The sequence below is a fragment of the Lentibacillus salicampi genome (assembly GCF_004565465.1).
In the GTDB taxonomy this organism is placed as follows: Bacteria; Bacillota; Bacilli; order Bacillales; family Amphibacillaceae; genus Lentibacillus; species Lentibacillus salicampi.
On record NZ_SRHY01000037.1, the window covers coordinates 1 to 18724 of the forward strand.

Annotated in this window: 21 protein-coding genes; 11 read left to right on the forward strand and 10 right to left on the reverse strand. The window is 45.5% G+C overall.

Annotated elements, in window-relative coordinates; translation table 11 throughout:
• Positions 1 to 382 precede the first annotated feature (382 nt).
• From E4U82_RS15395 to E4U82_RS15410, 4 genes are read right to left on the reverse strand one after another with little or no spacing between them, the layout of a single operon-like run.
• On the reverse strand, positions 383 to 1570 hold the full coding sequence (locus E4U82_RS15395; RefSeq protein ID WP_135111055.1) for a hypothetical protein: 1188 nt from the start codon (positions 1568 to 1570) through the stop codon (positions 383 to 385).
• Between the two features lie 15 nt (positions 1571 to 1585).
• A complete protein-coding gene (locus tag E4U82_RS15400) occupies positions 1586 to 2416 on the reverse strand; it encodes a hypothetical protein (protein ID WP_135111057.1) in 831 nt (276 codons plus the stop codon).
• On the reverse strand, positions 2413 to 3102 hold the full coding sequence (locus E4U82_RS15405) for an ABC transporter ATP-binding protein (RefSeq protein WP_135111059.1): 690 nt from the start codon (positions 3100 to 3102) through the stop codon (positions 2413 to 2415). Before E4U82_RS15405 ends, E4U82_RS15400 begins: the two co-directional genes overlap by 4 nt.
• Positions 3099 to 3482, reverse strand: a complete 384-nt coding sequence (locus tag E4U82_RS15410; RefSeq protein WP_135111060.1) for a GntR family transcriptional regulator — start codon at positions 3480 to 3482, stop codon at positions 3099 to 3101. The genes E4U82_RS15405 and E4U82_RS15410 overlap by 4 nt, the downstream gene beginning before the upstream one ends.
• Before the next feature lie 233 nt (positions 3483 to 3715).
• Between E4U82_RS15410 and selD the strand changes: the two genes are divergently transcribed.
• The 3 genes from selD (at position 3716) to E4U82_RS15425 (ending at position 6331) form a co-directional block, all read left to right on the forward strand.
• Complete coding sequence (selD, locus tag E4U82_RS15415; RefSeq protein WP_135111062.1) at positions 3716 to 4762, forward strand: selenide, water dikinase SelD; 1047 nt, start codon at positions 3716 to 3718, stop codon at positions 4760 to 4762.
• A gap of 18 nt (positions 4763 to 4780) precedes the next feature.
• Complete coding sequence (gene mnmH, locus E4U82_RS15420) at positions 4781 to 5845, forward strand: tRNA 2-selenouridine(34) synthase MnmH (protein WP_135111064.1); 1065 nt, start codon at positions 4781 to 4783, stop codon at positions 5843 to 5845.
• Between the two features lie 90 nt (positions 5846 to 5935).
• The gene (locus E4U82_RS15425) at positions 5936 to 6331 is read left to right on the forward strand and encodes a hypothetical protein (protein ID WP_135111065.1); all 396 of its coding nucleotides are present in this window, start codon (positions 5936 to 5938) and stop codon (positions 6329 to 6331) included.
• A 254-nt stretch (positions 6332 to 6585) separates the two neighbouring features.
• On the opposite strand, the gene E4U82_RS15430 is transcribed toward E4U82_RS15425, so the two are convergent.
• The 4 genes from E4U82_RS15430 to E4U82_RS15445 form a co-directional block, all read right to left on the reverse strand.
• A complete protein-coding gene (locus tag E4U82_RS15430; RefSeq protein ID WP_135111066.1) occupies positions 6586 to 7533 on the reverse strand; it encodes an MBL fold metallo-hydrolase in 948 nt (315 codons plus the stop codon).
• Between the two features lie 246 nt (positions 7534 to 7779).
• Complete coding sequence (locus E4U82_RS15435) at positions 7780 to 9069, reverse strand: alpha/beta hydrolase (protein ID WP_135111068.1); 1290 nt, start codon at positions 9067 to 9069, stop codon at positions 7780 to 7782.
• Positions 9070 to 9141: 72 nt separating this feature from the next.
• Complete coding sequence (locus tag E4U82_RS15440) at positions 9142 to 10494, reverse strand: tripartite tricarboxylate transporter permease (RefSeq protein ID WP_135111070.1); 1353 nt, start codon at positions 10492 to 10494, stop codon at positions 9142 to 9144.
• Positions 10495 to 10499: 5 nt separating this feature from the next.
• On the reverse strand, positions 10500 to 10733 hold the full coding sequence (locus tag E4U82_RS15445; protein WP_135111072.1) for a hypothetical protein: 234 nt from the start codon (positions 10731 to 10733) through the stop codon (positions 10500 to 10502).
• Positions 10734 to 11176: 443 nt separating this feature from the next.
• Here E4U82_RS15445 and E4U82_RS15450 point away from each other — a divergent pair, with 443 nt between their 5' ends.
• Positions 11177 to 11788, forward strand: coding sequence for a spore coat protein (locus E4U82_RS15450; RefSeq protein ID WP_135111073.1), 612 nt, complete (start codon positions 11177 to 11179; stop codon positions 11786 to 11788).
• A gap of 201 nt (positions 11789 to 11989) precedes the next feature.
• Here the strand turns inward: E4U82_RS15450 and E4U82_RS20000 are convergent, their stop codons facing one another.
• On the reverse strand, positions 11990 to 12163 hold the full coding sequence (locus E4U82_RS20000) for a hypothetical protein (protein ID WP_167751447.1): 174 nt from the start codon (positions 12161 to 12163) through the stop codon (positions 11990 to 11992).
• A gap of 3 nt (positions 12164 to 12166) precedes the next feature.
• Positions 12167 to 14122, reverse strand: coding sequence for an aconitate hydratase (locus tag E4U82_RS15455; RefSeq protein ID WP_135111075.1), 1956 nt, complete (start codon positions 14120 to 14122; stop codon positions 12167 to 12169).
• A gap of 158 nt (positions 14123 to 14280) precedes the next feature.
• Here E4U82_RS15455 and E4U82_RS15460 point away from each other — a divergent pair, with 158 nt between their 5' ends.
• The 7 genes from E4U82_RS15460 to E4U82_RS15490 all read left to right on the forward strand — a co-directional run bounded on the left by E4U82_RS15460 (position 14281) and on the right by E4U82_RS15490 (position 18696).
• Positions 14281 to 15081: a TIGR00266 family protein gene (locus E4U82_RS15460; protein WP_135111077.1), complete on the forward strand. Its 801-nt coding sequence runs from the start codon at positions 14281 to 14283 to the stop codon at positions 15079 to 15081.
• Positions 15082 to 15181: 100 nt separating this feature from the next.
• Positions 15182 to 15364, forward strand: coding sequence for a YfhD family protein (locus E4U82_RS15465; RefSeq protein WP_135111078.1), 183 nt, complete (start codon positions 15182 to 15184; stop codon positions 15362 to 15364).
• A 94-nt stretch (positions 15365 to 15458) separates the two neighbouring features.
• Positions 15459 to 15902 carry a YueI family protein gene (locus E4U82_RS15470; protein ID WP_135111080.1) on the forward strand — a complete coding sequence of 148 codons (444 nt, stop codon included), beginning with the start codon at positions 15459 to 15461 and terminating at the stop codon, positions 15900 to 15902.
• Positions 15903 to 16087: 185 nt separating this feature from the next.
• Positions 16088 to 16969 (forward strand): ABC transporter ATP-binding protein, encoded by an 882-nt coding sequence (locus tag E4U82_RS15475; RefSeq protein ID WP_135111082.1) that lies wholly within the window; start codon positions 16088 to 16090, stop codon positions 16967 to 16969.
• A gap of 20 nt (positions 16970 to 16989) precedes the next feature.
• Positions 16990 to 17736 carry an ABC transporter permease gene (locus E4U82_RS15480; RefSeq protein WP_135111083.1) on the forward strand — a complete coding sequence of 249 codons (747 nt, stop codon included), beginning with the start codon at positions 16990 to 16992 and terminating at the stop codon, positions 17734 to 17736.
• A 101-nt stretch (positions 17737 to 17837) separates the two neighbouring features.
• A complete protein-coding gene (locus E4U82_RS15485; RefSeq protein ID WP_135111085.1) occupies positions 17838 to 18299 on the forward strand; it encodes a LytTR family DNA-binding domain-containing protein in 462 nt (153 codons plus the stop codon).
• Positions 18289 to 18696 (forward strand): DUF3021 domain-containing protein, encoded by a 408-nt coding sequence (locus E4U82_RS15490; protein WP_135111086.1) that lies wholly within the window; start codon positions 18289 to 18291, stop codon positions 18694 to 18696. The genes E4U82_RS15485 and E4U82_RS15490 overlap by 11 nt, the downstream gene beginning before the upstream one ends.
• The last annotated feature ends 28 nt before the right edge of the window (positions 18697 to 18724 follow it).

Below are 18724 nucleotides of genomic sequence, written 5' to 3' on the forward strand. Positions count from 1 at the left end.
CTAAAACCTAATTACTCCTGTCTTGGCGGGAGATCAAGCCGTTTCATTGAAAATCTGATGTTCCACTCGCTAATTTACATATTTTTACATAAAACCCGTTATACTTCTGTCTAAGGCTCCTAGGTTATCTGCCAACTATACTCCAAAGATGTGCCAATCTCTTGGTAGAAATGCCGATACAGCTTGCTGGCATACACATACTATATAGTAATCGATACAAGGCCTTGTGGAGAGCCCACACCCATGAATTACCCTTTAAAAAGCCGGCTGATCACCGGCTTTTAAAAATTTTAAGTTACAATAATGTTTTTGACAGAACTGCCTTTGTAAGTATCTTAACCGTAAATTTTGCCTGCTTCCAACCAGAGGCAGACGTTTCAAGTTATTCAACCTGCAGCTCATTAAGACTCAGCGAAGCATTTTTATCCACAGGATCATCAAGCTTAATTTTCCCCTCAAACAGTATGTCGCCGGATGGCAAATCTAGCACTGCCAGACGTCGGGGTTCTTCCTGATTTCGTGTCAGCATATACGCTGTATCATTTTTAATGCGCGTTACGCCTCCCCACTTTTCAGATTTCTTAAAAGACGTCGGGATATCCATTTCATTGATCATTTGTTCTGTTTCCATATCGTACTGCACAATCTGCTGTTGATCTTTGAAGTAAAGCATTGTGTCGCTGCGGTCCAGAATATTTTGATCCGCTAATGACCCGGGGAATTCCAAAGTCCTTGTCTCTTCTGTTTCCGGATTGTAGACAATATATTCCTGCTCGCCTGTCGCTGACGCTGTATCCCGGCCCTGGTCAGTGCGCTCGATAATCGGATCTACCGTTTTTTTGAAAATAATCTCATCATATGCTGCTGCCTGATCAGACCCCGATACAATCGATGAATGTGTCCGCTTATCTTCCTGAACCTTATCCGATAGAATCATATTCTCATCCGTTATATCCTGCTTCGCTATATCAAAACGGTAATGATGTGTTTCTGTCCCGCCATTTTCCAAATAATTACTTGTTATAACGTTTAATGCATCCTCTGTCATTTGCACATCCTGCACCTGCACTTGTACATACATAGCTCTATTTGGGACAGGAACCGTAAATGATGTTGTTTCATCATTTGCTTTATCCAGCACTGCAATATCAAACTCGATTTTACCACCTCCTGGGGTTGCTTGATTGATAACATCTGCATATGCGAGTGTATCTTCTGTTTCGAGATAAGAGGAAGCTTTTCCGCCTTTACCACGCATGAACCCCTTGTATTTTGCCTGTAGCTGATCAACCTTTTTATGAAATAAATCATTCCGGATACGTTCGAAAAATGACTTTTCACTGCCGTATGTTGACCCTTCTGCATCGACCTGTACAGATTCACCCATGCCATTTCCAAATGTATAGTTGCCGACTAGCTTGACCGGCTTCATTTCGTCTGCATCTCCACTTACTTTTTCTACCGTTATCTCCGGCAGACCATTGGCTGCAATTGCCGACTGGATATAAAACGTTCCGATCGTCAGCACAACAACCGCTGCAACTGCCATTAATCGCCAATACCGCTGCATGCAATAACTCCTCCCTCACACCGTTATTTTTTTCGTCAGTAAATAATTGCCCATCCAAAGGGACATGACGGTCACAAGTAATCCCAATACAACTTCCAGACCGAGTGTTTCCAGCGGATACAGATAGTATTGATCCATAAAGTTCATTGCTAACAGAGGTGAAATCATAATGACAACCGAAAGAGCAGCATACACGCTCCCGAGCAATATCCCTTTCCATTTGAAACTGCGCTCGAACAATATAGCTGTAAATAGAACGGAAACCGCCATAAATCCGGCACCGTAATACAGGATAAATTCCGTAAAGGTTTGCGGAACGAGCATTGATAAGTAATCCCATTTAACAATCTGTCCAACCGTCATATCCGCACGGAAATCAACCGGCACCAGCCACTTTAAGACACTGTTTTCCAATGGCAGAAAGATGAGCTGTACCGATACAAATCCCAACACCATCAAAACAATCGAAATCGCTTTGGCAAGATAAACATTCAGCCGTGCGGTCGGCAACATCAACAATCGATAGATGAACGTGTTTTTTCCGAACCAGTCACGATACCAGATCATAAAAATATAGAAGAGCAATGCTGCCGCACATACTGCGATTGGGCCCGTAAACCAAAGACCCCGGGCAAATCCCAGAAATGACATGGCCCCATACTGTTCGATAAATTGCGCTTGCGACATGCCTTCCTCATAAATCATTTTATTTGCTTCTGCCATGTACGAATTGGCTGTCACGATCATTCCAGTAATCTGTACAATAAACGTTACGATCATCAGCACAAGATAAATTTTCATAAACCGGCTTAATTCGAAGTTCAAGAGTTTCACAAAACGATTCATGGCTGGTACACCTCCCGCATCACATCCACGACGGATTTGCCTTCTGTTTCACGCACTTCCTCACTGTTGAATTGCTTCAACACTTTCCCCTCATCAAGCAGGACCACCTTATCAATTAAATGTTCGATGTCATTGATTTCATGGGTTGTAATGATCACGCCGCGGTCTTCCACCAGATGGCTCGTGAACACGTCAGCAATCTGTTCCCGGCTGAAAATATCAATGCCGGAAAACGGCTCATCCATCAGCAAATAATCAACATCGAGCGCCAGTCCAAGCAATAGGTTCACTTTAGCCCGATTGCCTTTTGACAGGTTATTGATTTTCTCACTTTCCTTCAGCTTAAAGAAATCCAGCAGCTCGGTTGCACGCTGCTGATTCCAGCTGTCATAAAAATCGGCCATGAACTGCATGGCTTCCGTTATTGTCATATTGGGCTGCATAATGATCGCATCTGGAATAAAGGTGATTTTTTCATAGCTATGTTTACTGATCGTATCGCCATCAATCAGGATCTGTCCGCCATTCAGTGGTGTCAGGTTCATAATCGCATTCAATATCGTTGTCTTACCGACGCCGTTTATTCCGATAATACAGGTGATCTCACCCTTTTCCGCTGTGAACGATACTCCCTTCAGCACATGTTTGTGGCCAAACTTTTTCTTCATATCATTTACCTCAATCATGCCTCATCCCCCTCACGTCCACTTTCGTATTTTTCCTTTACAAGAGTCAGAACTTCCTCAACCGGCACATTGATCGAACGAACCGAATGGACAAAATTATCGACCGCTTCCATGATTAATTCTTTCCGCACCGATTGAAGGATTTTTTCATCTTTTGTAATTTTACTCGGCAAATTTCGCTCCGTATAAATCAAACCCGCTTCCTCCATTTCCTTATAAGCCCGCTGTGCGGTATTTGGATTTATTTTCAGCCGATTGGCCAGCTCCCGCCGTGAGGGAATTTCCTGCCCTGGCTCAAATGTACCGGTCGCGATCTGTTCCTTAAAATGACGGATGACCTGCACATAGACCGGATCCCGTTTGTTAAATGTTACATTCATAATCACATCTCCCAGTCAGTTCAGATGGAAACAAGTGTATTAATCGATTAATACAAACCAGGCAAAAAAATGTGTATTAAGTGCCTAATACATCCTATGTAGTGTATTATATGATTAATACATCAACAAGTCAACAACTGACCCCAAGTTCATCTTTCGTATCATAAAAAGACATATCTATTGTGGTTATGATAAAATAGATGTTATGAATTTGCTGAAAGGATTTGATTGATATGGCAAATGCCGTTAAACTGACTTCCCTGTCTTCAAAGGGTGGATGCGGGTGCAAAATTGGCCCTGCTGACTTGGAAAATGTGCTTCGCTCGCTTCCAAAGCAAAAGACCCCAAACCCGAATTTGCTTGTCGGATTGGATACAAGTGACGATGCTGGAGTTTATCGATTAACCGATGATCTTGCACTTGTACAAACAGTTGATTTTTTTACTCCGATCGTCGATGATCCGTACGCATTCGGTCAGGTGGCGGCCACCAATGCTCTTAGTGACGTATATGCCATGGGCGGAACCCCCATCACCGCATTGAATATCGTGGCCTTTCCCATTTCCACTCTTGATGAAAGCATATTGGCAGACATCCTCCGTGGCGCCGGCGATAAACTGGATGAAGCAGGCGTCTCGCTTGTCGGCGGCCATTCCATTGATGACCAGGAACCAAAATTCGGACTAGCTGTGACCGGAACCGTTCATCCCGATGATATTCGAACAAATACAGGTGCCAAGCCAGGGGACAAGCTGATTTTGACAAAACCAATCGGTGTCGGCATCATGAGCTCAGCTCTAAAAAAAGGTCTGCTTGAACAAGATGAAATTGACCAAGTAACACAGGTCATGACAACGTTAAACAAAACAGCATCTGAAACGATGAACGGTTTCAATGTCAATGCCAGTACTGACGTCACCGGATTCGGGCTTCTCGGTCATGCATCGGAAATCGCAGCCGGCAGTAATGTGGAAGTACGGATTGATGCCAAATCGGTCCCCGTCCTGCCACGGGTAAAGGAATTGGCTGACTCCGGTGTGATGCCAGGCGGCACGAAAAATAACTTTAACCATGTCAAAAATAGCGTGACATTTCCGGAAAGCCGCGACCAGCTTGATCAATATATTTTGTGCGATGCGGTTACATCAGGCGGATTGCTCCTATCAGCAGACGGCCGCGATGCCGAAGCACTCTTAACAGACTTACAGCGTAAGGGTGTGGAAGCAGCGATTATAGGGGACATAGCAGATGGCAACAATGGATATATCACAGTCGAATAGTCAGGAAGTGATGTTGACATGTTTCAAGATATAACCTTGAAAGAATTATTGGAAAGACAGCACAGCGAAAACCATACCATTATTGATGTCCGCTCCCCTCAAGAGTATAACGAAACGACTATACCGGGGAGCATCAACATCCCCGTATTTTCCAACGACGAGCGTGCGGAAGTCGGCACGCTTTATAAACAGGTCGGCAAAGAAGCCGCCAAGGCGCGCGGTTTGGAAATCATGTCGGCCAAACTGCCTGACTTCATTGCCAAGTTCCGCGAGATTGACACCCCGAAAACCGTTTTCTGCTGGCGTGGCGGTATGCGGAGCAAAACGGCCGCAACGCTTGTTGACTTAATGGGGCTCGACGTCAACCGTCTCCAGGGCGGCGTTCGTGCTTACCGGCAATGGATTGTCAGCGAGCTCGAAACAGCCGATTTCCCGCCTGATATCATTGTCTTGAACGGCAACACCGGCACAGGCAAAACAAAACTTTTGCATCAGCTGGCCGAGAACGGCTATCCGATAATCGACCTGGAAGGCATGGCTGGGCACAGAGGCTCCATTTTCGGTCATATCGGACTTGAGCCCACTATCCAAAAAGAATTTGAATCACAGCTTGTACAGGCTATGCACATGTTTCACGACGCCCCGTTTGTTTTGATGGAAGGTGAAAGTAAACGTATTGGTAAAGTGACGATGCCCGAGTTTTTGTTTAAGAAAAAAGAACAAAGCATGCAGCTGTTTATCGACTTACCAGTGGAACAGCGGATCCTGAACATTTTAGATGACTATCAACCCTGGAACCACCCCGACCAATTCGTTGAAGCATTCGAACGTATCCAAAAACGCATCCATACACCAGTTGCCAAACAGATACATGAGGATTTGAAAGAGGAAAACTATAAGCAGGCGATCCACCTGTTGCTCGACTATTATTACGACCCGCGGTATGAGCATATGGCCGGGAAATATCCGCCAGACAAAACCAAAACCATTAACGCTGCCGATATGAAGGATGCGGCTGAAAGAATTGAAGATGTCCTTTCTGACATGTACCCGCAGCGGACAAAGTCGTTGAAGGATGCATGAATTGAAATAGGATGTTCATCTTCTGTTCATATACAGACCGTACACTTAAGATGGATGTTGCATTTATCAGGGAAAGGGGAGAGAGTTGAAGTGGAAAGGTACAGTAAAGTTCTACTCAGATTTGCTGCCATTTTCGCCGTAATTGGTGCTTTTATCGGATCACACATGGCCGGTGCCGGCAGCCTGGCATTCAAAACCGTGCACGCTCATATTCTGGTTGTCGGCTGGCTGACACTATTCGCCTGGGCTGTCTATTACAAAATTTTCACTCCCGCCAAAACAATCATCGCCACATTGCATGTCTGGTCCGCAATTGTCGGTGCAATCGGCCTGACCGCTGGCATGTGGCTCTACTATGTTCGTCCGTTTGACCTCGCCGACGGGTTTGTGACCGTCTTCTTCATTGTTGGCGGCTCGATTTTACTGCTAAGCTTTGTGTTTTTTGGTTTGCTGACGTTTATGAAAACCGAAGATGGGAAGTCATAAAGTATTTGTGAACATTTGAGCCAAAGAATTGTGAATTTGAGACGGGTTTGTGAGAACTTGGGCCACATATCTGTTGCGTGTTGTTCCTCATTTGAGGATTTTCGGGTATAGAATGTTTCAAATCCACCGGAGTGATCCAGACATTATGGATTTGGATTATTTATTGGACGCAGCCAAAAAAGCCCAAGTTGACCACATCATCAAAAAATGGATAAGCTGAAAACTGCCTGCCACCGAATAGGACAGGCAGTTTTTCATTGCTTCAGTTTCTTGAAATAATCAATCATGCCAAGGGCACATACCTGCATATCCAAATTCAGCACGACGTAGGCATCATGGTCGGTCCGCAGTCCTTTAATCGACAAGTCCCCTTTGACCTGCTCCAGCATGCGTGATGCCAAGACATCATAACCTTTCCCTTCCGCTACAGCCTCTTCACCAATTCCAACGAAAATGTCCAGCCATTCCGCCACTTGATCAAGCGCTTGACTAACATCCTCAGTCATGCCGAAATGCCCGTAATAAATTTTGTTCAAATTCATAGCGCGAATACGCTCAATGGAGTCGTGCATGGCATTCGGATCAAAATGGTTCGGCGAGGTCGATGGTAAGAAGAAATCAACGCCCGCATCAATCAGCTGCTGATATCGGACACCAACCGTATCACCGGTGAACAGGCCATTACTGATGGGATCATAAATGCTGAAATGGTGTCTGGCATGTCCAGGGGTATCTAAAAATTCCAATGTGCATTGATCACCAATTTTTAGTGTTTCACCGTCATGTTTTACAATCAGGCGGTCTTCCGGCACTGGAACAATTGGATCAAACAGTTCACTGAAACTGTCACCGTAGACGCCTCTTGCTCCTGCAGCCAGTTTTTTCGGGTTCATCAAGTGTCTGGCTCCTTTTGGATGCACAACGACTGTTGCATTCGGACATTCCTGCAATAACAGCCCGGCTCCGCCCGCATGATCAAGATGCACATGCGTCACGATAATATAGGCCACCTGATCCAGAGAAAAACCGAGGTCATCGAGCCCTTTTTTAATATATTTCACCGACGGACTCGGACCGGTTTCAATCAGTGTCAGCTCATCTTCATCAATTACATATGTACCGGTACGCTCCGGGACACCCAAATCAAACCCATCGATTAAGTGAATACGCTCATCCAATTGAATTGGCTGTTTATCTTCCATTATCTGCACTCCCCTCTCTCTAGCAATGTGATTCATGACTCAGATTAACCTGGTCGTCATCCCCAACCAACTTCATCAACACACATTTGTCCTCACTTTTGTCTCCATTATACTGGAAATGGTGCAATAAAACGAATAGATGAAATTTAATTTTCAGCCAGAACCTGCCGATGAAATTTGAAAAATGGCTTGGCAAAATCTATGCTTCAAACCTCTTTGCCAGACTTAGAACAGAATTTCACCCACTTATTCCAAAAAATCATTTTCCTTTAAAAAGTCCACCATTCCCGCCTGCAGTCCTTCCGCCAATGGAAGATCCGGATTGCTGTATGTCTCGAGATTACCTGCTTCATTATCCGGTGCCTCTTTCAGCACGTGGTTCATCTTTTCAAACATTAAAAGCTCGGCATCCGGCTTTGACTCATGCAGCAACTCCGCTTCACTGACCGGCACCTGAAGATCACGGCCACCATTCACAATCAGTGCCGGTACGTCCAGTTCAGCTATTTCGTTACTGGGATTATACTGCATCCACGATCCTAAAAAATTCTGAACAGATGGACGGAACACGCTTTGCAGTTCCTGGCTCACATTCTGTACCGTTTCACCCTGCTTCAGTTTTTCCAGAATCGTCTCAGCTTCCTGCAGCAAATCGCCGGACAATTGTGATTCCAGCTGATCATAGAGCACTCGATCAATCGAATGGCCAGCTCCGGCAAGCGAAATAAACGCATCAACTTGCCCTTGTTGCGCCGCCAGCATGCCAACTAATGAACCTTGGCTGTGCCCCATGATACCAACGTTCGAATAGCCTTCTTTCTGGTCCAGCAGTTCCGTCCATTTCACTGCATCATTCACAAATTGATCAAACCGTAGTTCATTTTCCGGAATGGCTGCCTCCAGATTTTTTCCGACACCGCGTTTATCATAACGCACACTGGCTATTCCCTGCTCGGCCAGGCCTTCAGCGAGCATTTTCAGGTTGTTATGCCCTCCTTGGGCACCGCCTGAATTGCCATTGCGGTCAGTCGCTCCTGATCCGGGAATAATCAGCATAACTGGAAAAGGCCCTTCTCCATCTGGTTTTTCCAGTTCACCATAAAGGGCCCCTCTATCCGTTTTCACACGTAATAAATCATCCTCATTTTCATCAACAGGGCCGCCTTTTGTTAACTTAAACGGAAAGGTCTGCCCATGCTGGCTAAAGTCACCTTCCATCACGTCATCTTCTAACTCACCAGCAAATGAAATCTGAGTCCCCTGTATTTCCATAAAAATCGTAACTTCTCGTCCGTCAACAGTCACAGAAGAGAGTGGATAATCCTTAAGTCCTTGGATCGGAATGCTGATGGTTCCGGTCCATCCGTCATCATTGTTTAAATTTACGATAACTTCAAGTGGTTGATTTGGTACGTCAATAGATCCTGACCATTTGCCATTCATAGCTGCACCATCCTTATTTTCTTTATCATCACTGCAACCGGCAGCAGCCGTTAAGATAATCAATAACCATAGAATACCGGCGTGTCTTTTCATGGGAATCCTCCTCTTATCTGCCGGTACTACGGAGAAGGCCGACGGAAGGTTTCAAATCGCCAATAGACCCAGTTAAAATATCAATCCCACAAGCCACGGGGCTGCATACAATGTCATGAATTGCACACCATAATTGACACCTTTGCGATGCAGGAATCCAGCCAACAGACCGATCACGAGGACACCAGCGATGTTCAGTACACCTGCATCCATATACGCAAGCATCATCACAAGTCCAAAAAACAGACCAAGCATAGCCTCATGTGGAATATATTTAAAAACAAATGCGCATATCTGTTGAGCATATTTGATCGTAATAAAAAAGGTAATACTGATAGCAATCACAGCACCTATCACCGTCGCTGCCACAAAGTCGTTCAATGATAAGATATGATGCAAATTATGTTCATAGGTGAAAACTGGTGGTGCGTTGAATAAAGCATGTCCTGGACCCAGTGCAGTCGGGGAAAGCGGATAGCCAATCGCAATCAGCGGAACCAGCGTACCGGCAAGATACGCCGCATTCGTCAGTCCGTCCATGCTGGAAATAGCCCGGGCGGCCCGCTTCACCGGATCCTTGATGCGGCTGGCGATCATTTCACCGAGAAAGATTGTCATACCCACCGGACTCATGAAGAAGGTGACAACCCCAAATACCGAACTAACAGCACTTGAGATCGTTTCATTTTTATCCAAAATTTTGAACGGGTTCGGAAAGCCTTTGTCCGTCTTTGTTTTTCGCATGGTTATTTCTTTCGTACCGTAACGCGGCAGGTTTCTTCGTTTGCGGCGATTCAGCAGTTCAAATAATTTCAAAATAACCGGTCCGATGGTAATGCCAAGGAAAAATGACGTAAAGACGGTCGTATCTTCCGGTACAATATCAAGTTCCCAATATAAATTCCGGAGCCCTTGGATGACGAATGCAAATGGCACAATCGACAACACGGCAAACCAACGATTTTTCGTCATCAATGCCAGAAAAATGGCTCCAAAGAAGAATATCTGACTTGAATACTGCTCAATCACATCAGCGAGCGGTACCAGTGCCGTTGCCAGAAGCAGACTCAGAGGGACGGAAATGATGGTTCCAATGACCGAACCCGAGGCCATTTTGCGGATACTCACATCAGGCATACCGTATTTTTTTAATACCATGGCATGTTCGACCATCGGGGCGGACATAACACCGCCCGGAATACCCGCAACTGCCACCGGAATGGAGTCCGTCAGTTTTTTCGCAACAATGGCGGCGATGAAAAATGTTAAAACGAGAATCGGTTCCAAACCGGCAATCACAAGAACAAGCGTCACCGGTGCCAGCACAGCCGTTTCATCTGTACCGGGCGCAATCCCAATGATCGTATATAATGCTGCGCCAAAAATCGCTATTCCAACCATCTGTACAATTAAAATAACATCCATAATGCCTACTCCTCATCCATATAACTGAACGTTCGTTTTGGTTTAATGATCGACGCGCTGATCACAAAGCCTAATACAGCGCCGATTAGCCCGAAAATAAGCGGCTGCTGATCTTCCGGCGCAATCAGATACCCGCCAAGTGAAGTCACACTGCAAATGATCAGACTTATCACCAGATCCTTAATATGGACCAGGTCTTCCCATACTTCGATATTTTCCTTTTGACCCTGTTCAGACAATGCCTAACAACTCCTTGTCGCTGAAAAGTGATACAAGGCCTTGAATAAAGGCCATATCTTCATAATTTTAAATTATACCTATTCAACATTGTTTAATAAAGTCGTTTACCGAAATTTACACCAAGTTTTATCCCCCCGAATTTGCCGTCCCGTTCTTACTATTACAATCGAATACAGTTTGAAAAAAGGGGCATTCTGAGTTGAAAATTTTTTCTTTTTCATGCCCCACTTATTACATTTGCTTCGATTATAGATATAGGAGGAAAACCATTCTCGCTTGATTTGGTGGGATCGTCGCGCGATTTGGTGTTTTGCACCGTCGTATACGCGGTGCAAAACACCACGCATCTTATAAAAAATGGCAATAAACAAATCGGCCGTTGATACATAATGCATTCCTTTTATCCCAAAATAACAGTGAATACTTTTAGGAGGTTATGTTGATGCAAAACCAACAGCAAAATTTCACGGACACGACGCAACTGCCACCACAACGGCATTACGGCGGTCATGATATGTTTGATGCACACGAAGCGTTATCATCCCTTACCGGTGCAATGGACCAATGTGTACTTTATGAACAGTACATCCAGGATCCGGAGTTGCAAACGATGTCACAGAAACATCGGGCATTTAGCAGCCAGCTTTACAATACGATTGTCGACACGTTTCAATCCGGACAGGATCCGGCTGTTGATACCCAATCCTACAAAATGGATCAGAACAACAACGTGATGTATGGTATGCAACCACCGGCACAGCCGAAAACACCTATTCAATCAACCAATGAACTAAATGATCAATGCATTTCAGGTTTTATGATGGCGTCTTTAAAGTCAGCTGCATCAGCATTTACGAATGCCTCACTGGAAATGACCAACCCCGTTATGCGGCGTGTGCTGGCAGACAGTGTTCCGAACTTAATTGAAATGGCCTATGAAGTATTCCTTTATCAAAACAAAAATCAATATTATCAAGTCCCGCAACTGCAGCCACAGGATATGCAGGCATTCCAGCAAAGCTATGCTCCGACTCCTGGAACGATGCCGCATTAAGTGGAAGCGGGCATTTAGAGGTCAGATTGATTGGAATCGGCGTAACAGCCGATTCCTTCATTTTTTAGAAGCAACATACAGTGGGCAGGTTTTTGAAATAGACTTTAGCGTTTCTGGCCCGAACTTTGGCGTTTTTTAAATCCGTACATTCGAAAGTCAAATAAAAACTGCCTGCTCGCCATCAGCGAACAGGCAGTTTTATTAATCCAGGAGCCGGTTATTTTCGTCAACAGACATGACGCGGGCCGGCCTGGAGATATCATCAATATCGTATGTTCCATCCCCGCCGCATACGCTACACTGATATTGCCAGCCCTCATCGTCTGCAAGTATGCCTGCTCCTTCACAGGCCTTACATGTATCTTCGCGTGCCACTTTTCACCCTCCTATCTGTTGCCGGTCTTTTGCCCAGTTTATAATACCGCCTTTCAACATAATCTCGATTTGGCGCTCGGAAAGACTGTGTTGTACATTGATTTGTTCATTCTTATCTTTTACATCAATTGAAAATTCATTCCCCTGCTGAATTTTATTCCGTAAATCCGAAAGCACCAGAACATCACCGGCTGAGAGTAAATCGTAATCTGTTTCATTAACAAATGTCAGTGGCAGTACACCGAAGTTCACAAGGTTTTGCCAATGAATCCGGGCAAAATCTTTCACCAGCGCCACCCGTAGGCCTAAATACCGTGGTGCAAGTGCGGCATGCTCACGGCTGGATCCTTGCCCGTAGTTAAAGCCGCCGACAATCGCGTGGCCGCCATTCTCTACCGTTGCCTTTCCACGTTTGTAGTACGTATCGTCAATGATCTCGAACGTAAATTTACTGATTTCCGGCAAATTGCTTCGGTATGGCAGTACACGCGCCCCGCCAGCGAGAATTTCATCAGTTGATATATTATCCCCCATTTTCAAGAGAACTGGCAATTCCATGTGATCGGCCATTTCATCCATCTTTGGAATGGATGCGATGTTCGGTCCCTTTTGCAATTCAACCTCTTTCGCCTGTTCGTATGGGAGTGGTTTATCCAGTAGATCCATATTTGCTTCAGCGTGTTTTGGCTCCTTAATTTTTGGAAAATCCTTCTCAAGCGTGCGCGGATCGGTAATCTTCCCTGTCAATGCAGACGCTGCTGCTGTTTCCGGACTGCAGAGAAAAACGCTGTCCTCACGTGTTCCAGAGCGTCCGGGAAAATTCCTCGGTGTTGTACGCAAGCTGTTTCGTCCGGTAGCCGGCGCCTGCCCCATACCGATACAGCCATTGCAACCGGCCTGATGCATTCGGGATCCGGCTTGAAGCAGACTGGCAATGTGACTTTCCTTGACTAAGTCAGTCAGCATTTGGCGGGATGTTGGGTTTATATCGAACGACACCCCATCGGCAATGTGCTCGCCGTTGACAATTTCCGCAGCCATAGCAAAATCACGGTAACCAGGGTTGGCGGACGATCCGACATATGATTGGTAAATTGGTGTACCAGCCAGATCCCGAACGGTGACCACGTTCCCCGGACTGGATGGCTTGGCAATCAACGGTTCCAGTTCCGACAGATCGACTTCCTCCAAAACATCATACGTCGCGTCTTTATCTGCTGCCAACTCGACCCAGTCATCTTCACGATCCTGAGCCTTTAAAAAGCGTTTGACCTCTTTATCCGATGGGAAAACCGTCCCTGTCGCTCCAAGTTCCGCGCCCATATTGGCAATGACATGACGATCCATGGCGCTTAAATGCTCAAGGCCATCGCCAAAATACTCGATGACGTACCCGACCCCGCCTTTCACATCGTGTCTGCGCAGAAGCTCCAGAATGACGTCTTTCGCACTGACCCATTCGGGAAGCTTTCCGGTCAGCTTAACGCCCCACACTTTTGGCATTTTGACATAAAACGGTTCACCGGCAATCGCCATCGCCACATCGATCCCGCCTGCCCCCATTGCAAGCATGCCCATACAGCCGTTAGCACACGTGTGACTGTCAGATCCAAGCAGTGTTTTGCCCGGCTTAGCCAATCGCTGCATATGTACGGGGTGACTCACACCATTTCCTGGTCTGGAAAAATGCAGGCCGAATCGTCGTGTTGCACTTTGCAAGAACAAATGGTCATCAGGATTCTTACTGTCCTCCTGAATCAGGTTGTGATCGACATATTGCGCGGATGCTTCCGTTTTTGCCCGGCTGAGTTCCATTGCCTCCAATTCAAGCATCACCAGTGTTCCGGTCGCATCCTGTGTCAGCGTCTGGTCAATTTTTAAGCCAATCTCTTCACCCGGCGTCATTTCACCGGCTGCCAGATGGTCTTGAATCAATTTCTGGGTCATATTGAGTGGCATCGAATTCCTCCTAACAAAAAATGTTCACGTGTTTTTTATACATAAGGATACGGTTGTAGTATATGAAAGAAGACATATAATTATTTGCAGGTACAGGTGAATCTTTTCAGGATTTTCCACGTATTACTTGGATAACAACGAAAAGGGGATGGGAAAAATTGAATAACCACGAAATTGATTACAAACTCCACGGAGATGACATGCAATTCGTCGAGGTTGAACTCGACCCGCAAGAAACAGTGATTGCCGAGGCAGGCAGTCTGATGATGATGGACGATGAGATCCGGATGGAAACAATCTTTGGTGACGGATCGGCCAATCAGGGAAGCGGTCTGATGGGAAAACTGCTCGGCGCCGGAAAACGCGTCATTACCGGGGAAAGCCTGTTTATGACGACCTTCACAAATGAAGGAACCGGCAAAAAGCACGTATCGTTCGCTTCCCCCTATCCTGGAAAAATTATGCCAATGGACTTAAGTGAGCTGAATGGGAAGCTTGTTTGTCAGAAAGATGCTTTTTTAGCTGCTGCAAAAGGCGTATCTGTTGGCGTTGAATTTCAGAAAAAGATCGGGACAGGCTTTTTTGGCGGTGAAGGGTTCATCATGCAAAAACTCGAAGGCGATGGCATGGCGTTTGTCCATGCAGGTGGAACGATGGTTAAAAAGGAACTCGCGCCCGGTGAGACATTGCGGGTGGACACCGGCTGTCTGGTTGCGATGACACAAGATATCCATTATGATGTCGCGTTTGTCGGCGGTGTCAAGACGGCGCTATTCGGCGGTGAAGGCTTATTTTTCGCGACACTCCGCGGACCTGGAACCGTCTGGGTGCAGTCACTGCCATTCAGCCGTCTGGCAAGCAGGGTGTTTGCTTCAGCTCCTCAGGAAGGCGGATCTGATAAAGGTGAAGGCAGTATTGCCGGGGGATTATATAATCTGTTTGGTGGGGACCGACGTTAATAGCCTCCGTACTTTGGCGGGTTACGATCCTTGAACGGGATAAGATGGTTGTTATCTGCTCATACTAACGAAGAAGCCATTTTAAAATGAGGTGGACTGAATGGGCAGAGATGAACATCGCACGAGTCGGCGGGGAAGAGCCCGTCTGGCGCAAACACCGAAATATGCGATAACGGAAAGCAAGGATGTTGAGTTTTCCGAAGAATTTGGTGACCACCATGATAAAATAGCTCAAGTCAGAAGACGTGCAGCACAAAAACGTGCAAAAGACAGGGAATCCTAAAGAGAAGTGCCCCGAACACCCGGGGCACTTCTTTGCGTGACGGCGGCTCATCCGATACAATAACCATATGACTATCCAACGAGGATGTGACAGCATGGGGACAAAGAATGTGGATGACTATCTGACAGAAGGCATTTATGGCTCCCGGCAAACGAAACCCTCAGAACGGAAACAATTTCTGGGGACGATCAGGGAACGCATTGTCATTGCGCTCACAAAAGGCCAGATCATGTCGGATAAAGGACTCGATGAGCTTGATAAAGCCATGAAAGCCAATCAAGAGGCCAAACTGCTGATAAACGGTGATGTATCACATAAATTTTTGAAAGAAGAAAAAGCCTTGGCCAACAAGTACAATATTCCTTACACCGAAGTCACCAACGAAGACGCCGATACAGACATCGGTGCAGTGCTGACGTATGATTATGCAATTGAAAAAAAACACATTTTTATCGATGACGAGGCGGATGAAACGACGGAAGAAAAAGCTGAAGCAAGTGAATCCCTCTTTGGCAAAATCAAGCGTTGGCTATCATAACCTTCTTTGGGAGCTTTGCGAAACTTGATATTTTACTGAAACATCACTCATCAAACGGGTGGTGTTTTTTATATACATGATTTCTGCTATGTCAATCACTAAATTCAGCGTGTTATCCATTTTCCAGTGTAATAATAGCAGTTTTTTGCCATAATCGAATCAACAGTAAAAGGCAGGTGTATGTATTGCTGACGATAAACAACATTGATAAGTACTATGCTGATGACCAGGCACTGTCAAATGTTTCATTGAATATCCCAGCAGGAACTTGTTACGGACTGGTTGGTCCAAACGGGGCGGGCAAATCAACATTAATCAAAATTATCGCATCGGTCATTAAGGATTTCGACGGTGAGGTTCATTTTTCCCATAACAAGCTTCGGATCGGTTATGTCCCTCAGGAGATTGCTTTGGAGGAAACGGTGTCGGCACGCGATAATTTAAACTTTTTTGGAAAACTTTACGGCTTGCTTGGTACAGCGTTAAAACGCCGCACTGATGAAGTTTTATCCGAAGTCGGATTGACTGAACGCGGAAAAGACAAGGTACAGACGTTTTCAGGAGGCATGAAGCGGCGGTTGAATATTGGCTGTGCGATCATGCACAAACCGAATTTGATCATCATGGATGAACCGACTGTAGGCATTGACCCGCAATCACGCCGGTACATTTTTCAGATGATTGAACAGTTTAAACAAGGCGGCCGTACGATCATTTATGCCAGCCATTACATGGAAGAAATCGAACAGCTATGTAATGAAGCGGCTTTTATGGATCAGGGCAAAATAGTGAAAAATGGATCGATTGACCGTTTACTGCAAAAACATGCTGTCCCGTCCGTTTATGTCAAAGGGGAAAACTGTCTGCCTGAGGGGATCGGTCAATGCGGTTCTGTCATGAACATGAGCGGTGGCCATTTAATAACAACCAACGACCCACTTGAGGCCATGGAAAATATCCTCACTTTTTGCAGGAAAAGCAATTTGGAACCTGACCGACTGGAGCTTGTCAAGCCGCGTCTGGAGGATGTTTTCTTTTCGCTGACAGGCAGTCAGCTGCGGGATTAAATCGAAGGGAGTGCCAATAAATGAATGCCATCACCAAGTTGGAAATGAAGAAAAATCTTCAGGACCGGGGGCTTATATTCTGGACACTGATTCTGCCAATCGTTTTTACCGTTTTATTTATCGCGGTTTTCACTTCTGGAACGGGCGAAACAGAAAGCCGTCAAGTGGTTTTATCAATCGTGCCGGGGTATACAATCATGTTTGTTTTCTTTATTATGATATCAATGACCGAATCATTTATAAAGGACGGGAACACGGGCATGGTTGCCAGAGTTGCCAGCACACCGAGTCAACCATATTTATTTTTACTGGGCAAATGGCTGCCTTATATGTACATTGTCATGATGCAAATTGTAATCCTGCTGTTATTCGGGAAAGTTGTCTATGATATTCCACTCGAGCAACCAGTGTATTTGCTGATTTTGTCGGTTTTCCTGACGTTTATGGTTACGGGACTGGGATTAGCGCTGGCTGTTGCGGTCAAAACCAATAATATGGGGATCGCCCTGACCCAAGTGATCGCTTTGGGTGGTGCGGTGCTTGGCGGACTCTGGATGCCTGTTGACATGATGCCGGATATTCTGCAGACTATCAGCGCACTTTTGCCGCAGTACTGGGCACACCAGGCTTTTCAGGATGCGATGGCTGGAACGATTGGATATGCTGATCTTTTACAGACCTCCCTCATTCTTCTGGGATTTGGTCTGGCAGGATTTATCTTAGCGCTCTTGTGTTATCCCAATTTCCTGAAACGGGCAAAGGGTTAGTGTGAAACGTCAATCATCGGAAAAGCTTTTAGTCAGAGCCGGACAGTCGGCTGCCGTTTTTGGCTATTTCATGTGGGACAGACGAAACTGGGGGAATGAGAATGAAGGTGAACATTGATATTGATGAGAAACACACAGAGCCGTCGATCACGATTAAAGCAAGTGAATGGTCTGAGGAACTGGAAGAGATCACAGCCATTATTAAACGAAAAAACAGACAGCGTTTGTTCGGGATCGAATCCGATCAAACCGTTTTGCTTGATCCAAACCAGATCGATTACGTATATGCTGAAAAAAGGCGGGTCTTTGCTTGTATGAGCAATCGGCATGTGGAAATACGCATGAAGCTTTATGAAGTGGCAGACGTATTGGCCCCTTATGACTTCATGCGCTTTTCCAAATCCGTCATTGGCAATTTGAATCAGATTGAGCGTTTTGAATTATCGTTTAATGGAAATCTGTGCGTCTACTTCCACTCCGGAAATAAAGAATATATCACACGAAAATATGTGACCCCAATCAAAGACAGATTGGCGATGGGAGGGAAATCGAATGATCGTTGAAGCAATTAAACGAAGCATGATTGGGATAGCCTATGGCGGTATTATTACATTCATTGCCCTGACAGTTTTAAAGTATACGAATACAGAAGCCCCCGTTTCACAAATATGGCTTTATATGCTCTGCTCCTTTATCATCGGGATCTATTTTGGGTTGTCTTCACTGATTTTTACCGAAAACAGCTTGAGTCTATTGAAGCAAACAGTAGTTCATTTCATCATGTCGATTGTTTTTTACTTTATCATTGCCCTGTCTGCTGGGTGGATTCCATTAACAGCAGCAGCCATAATTGGAACCAGTTTGTTCTTCATATTCATTTATGCGGTGTTCTGGACCGGCTATTATTTGTATTACAAAAAAGTGGAAGAATCGATGAATGCGAATTTGCCGAGAAAATGACCTCCAAGAGCCGGGACGATTTAGCGCC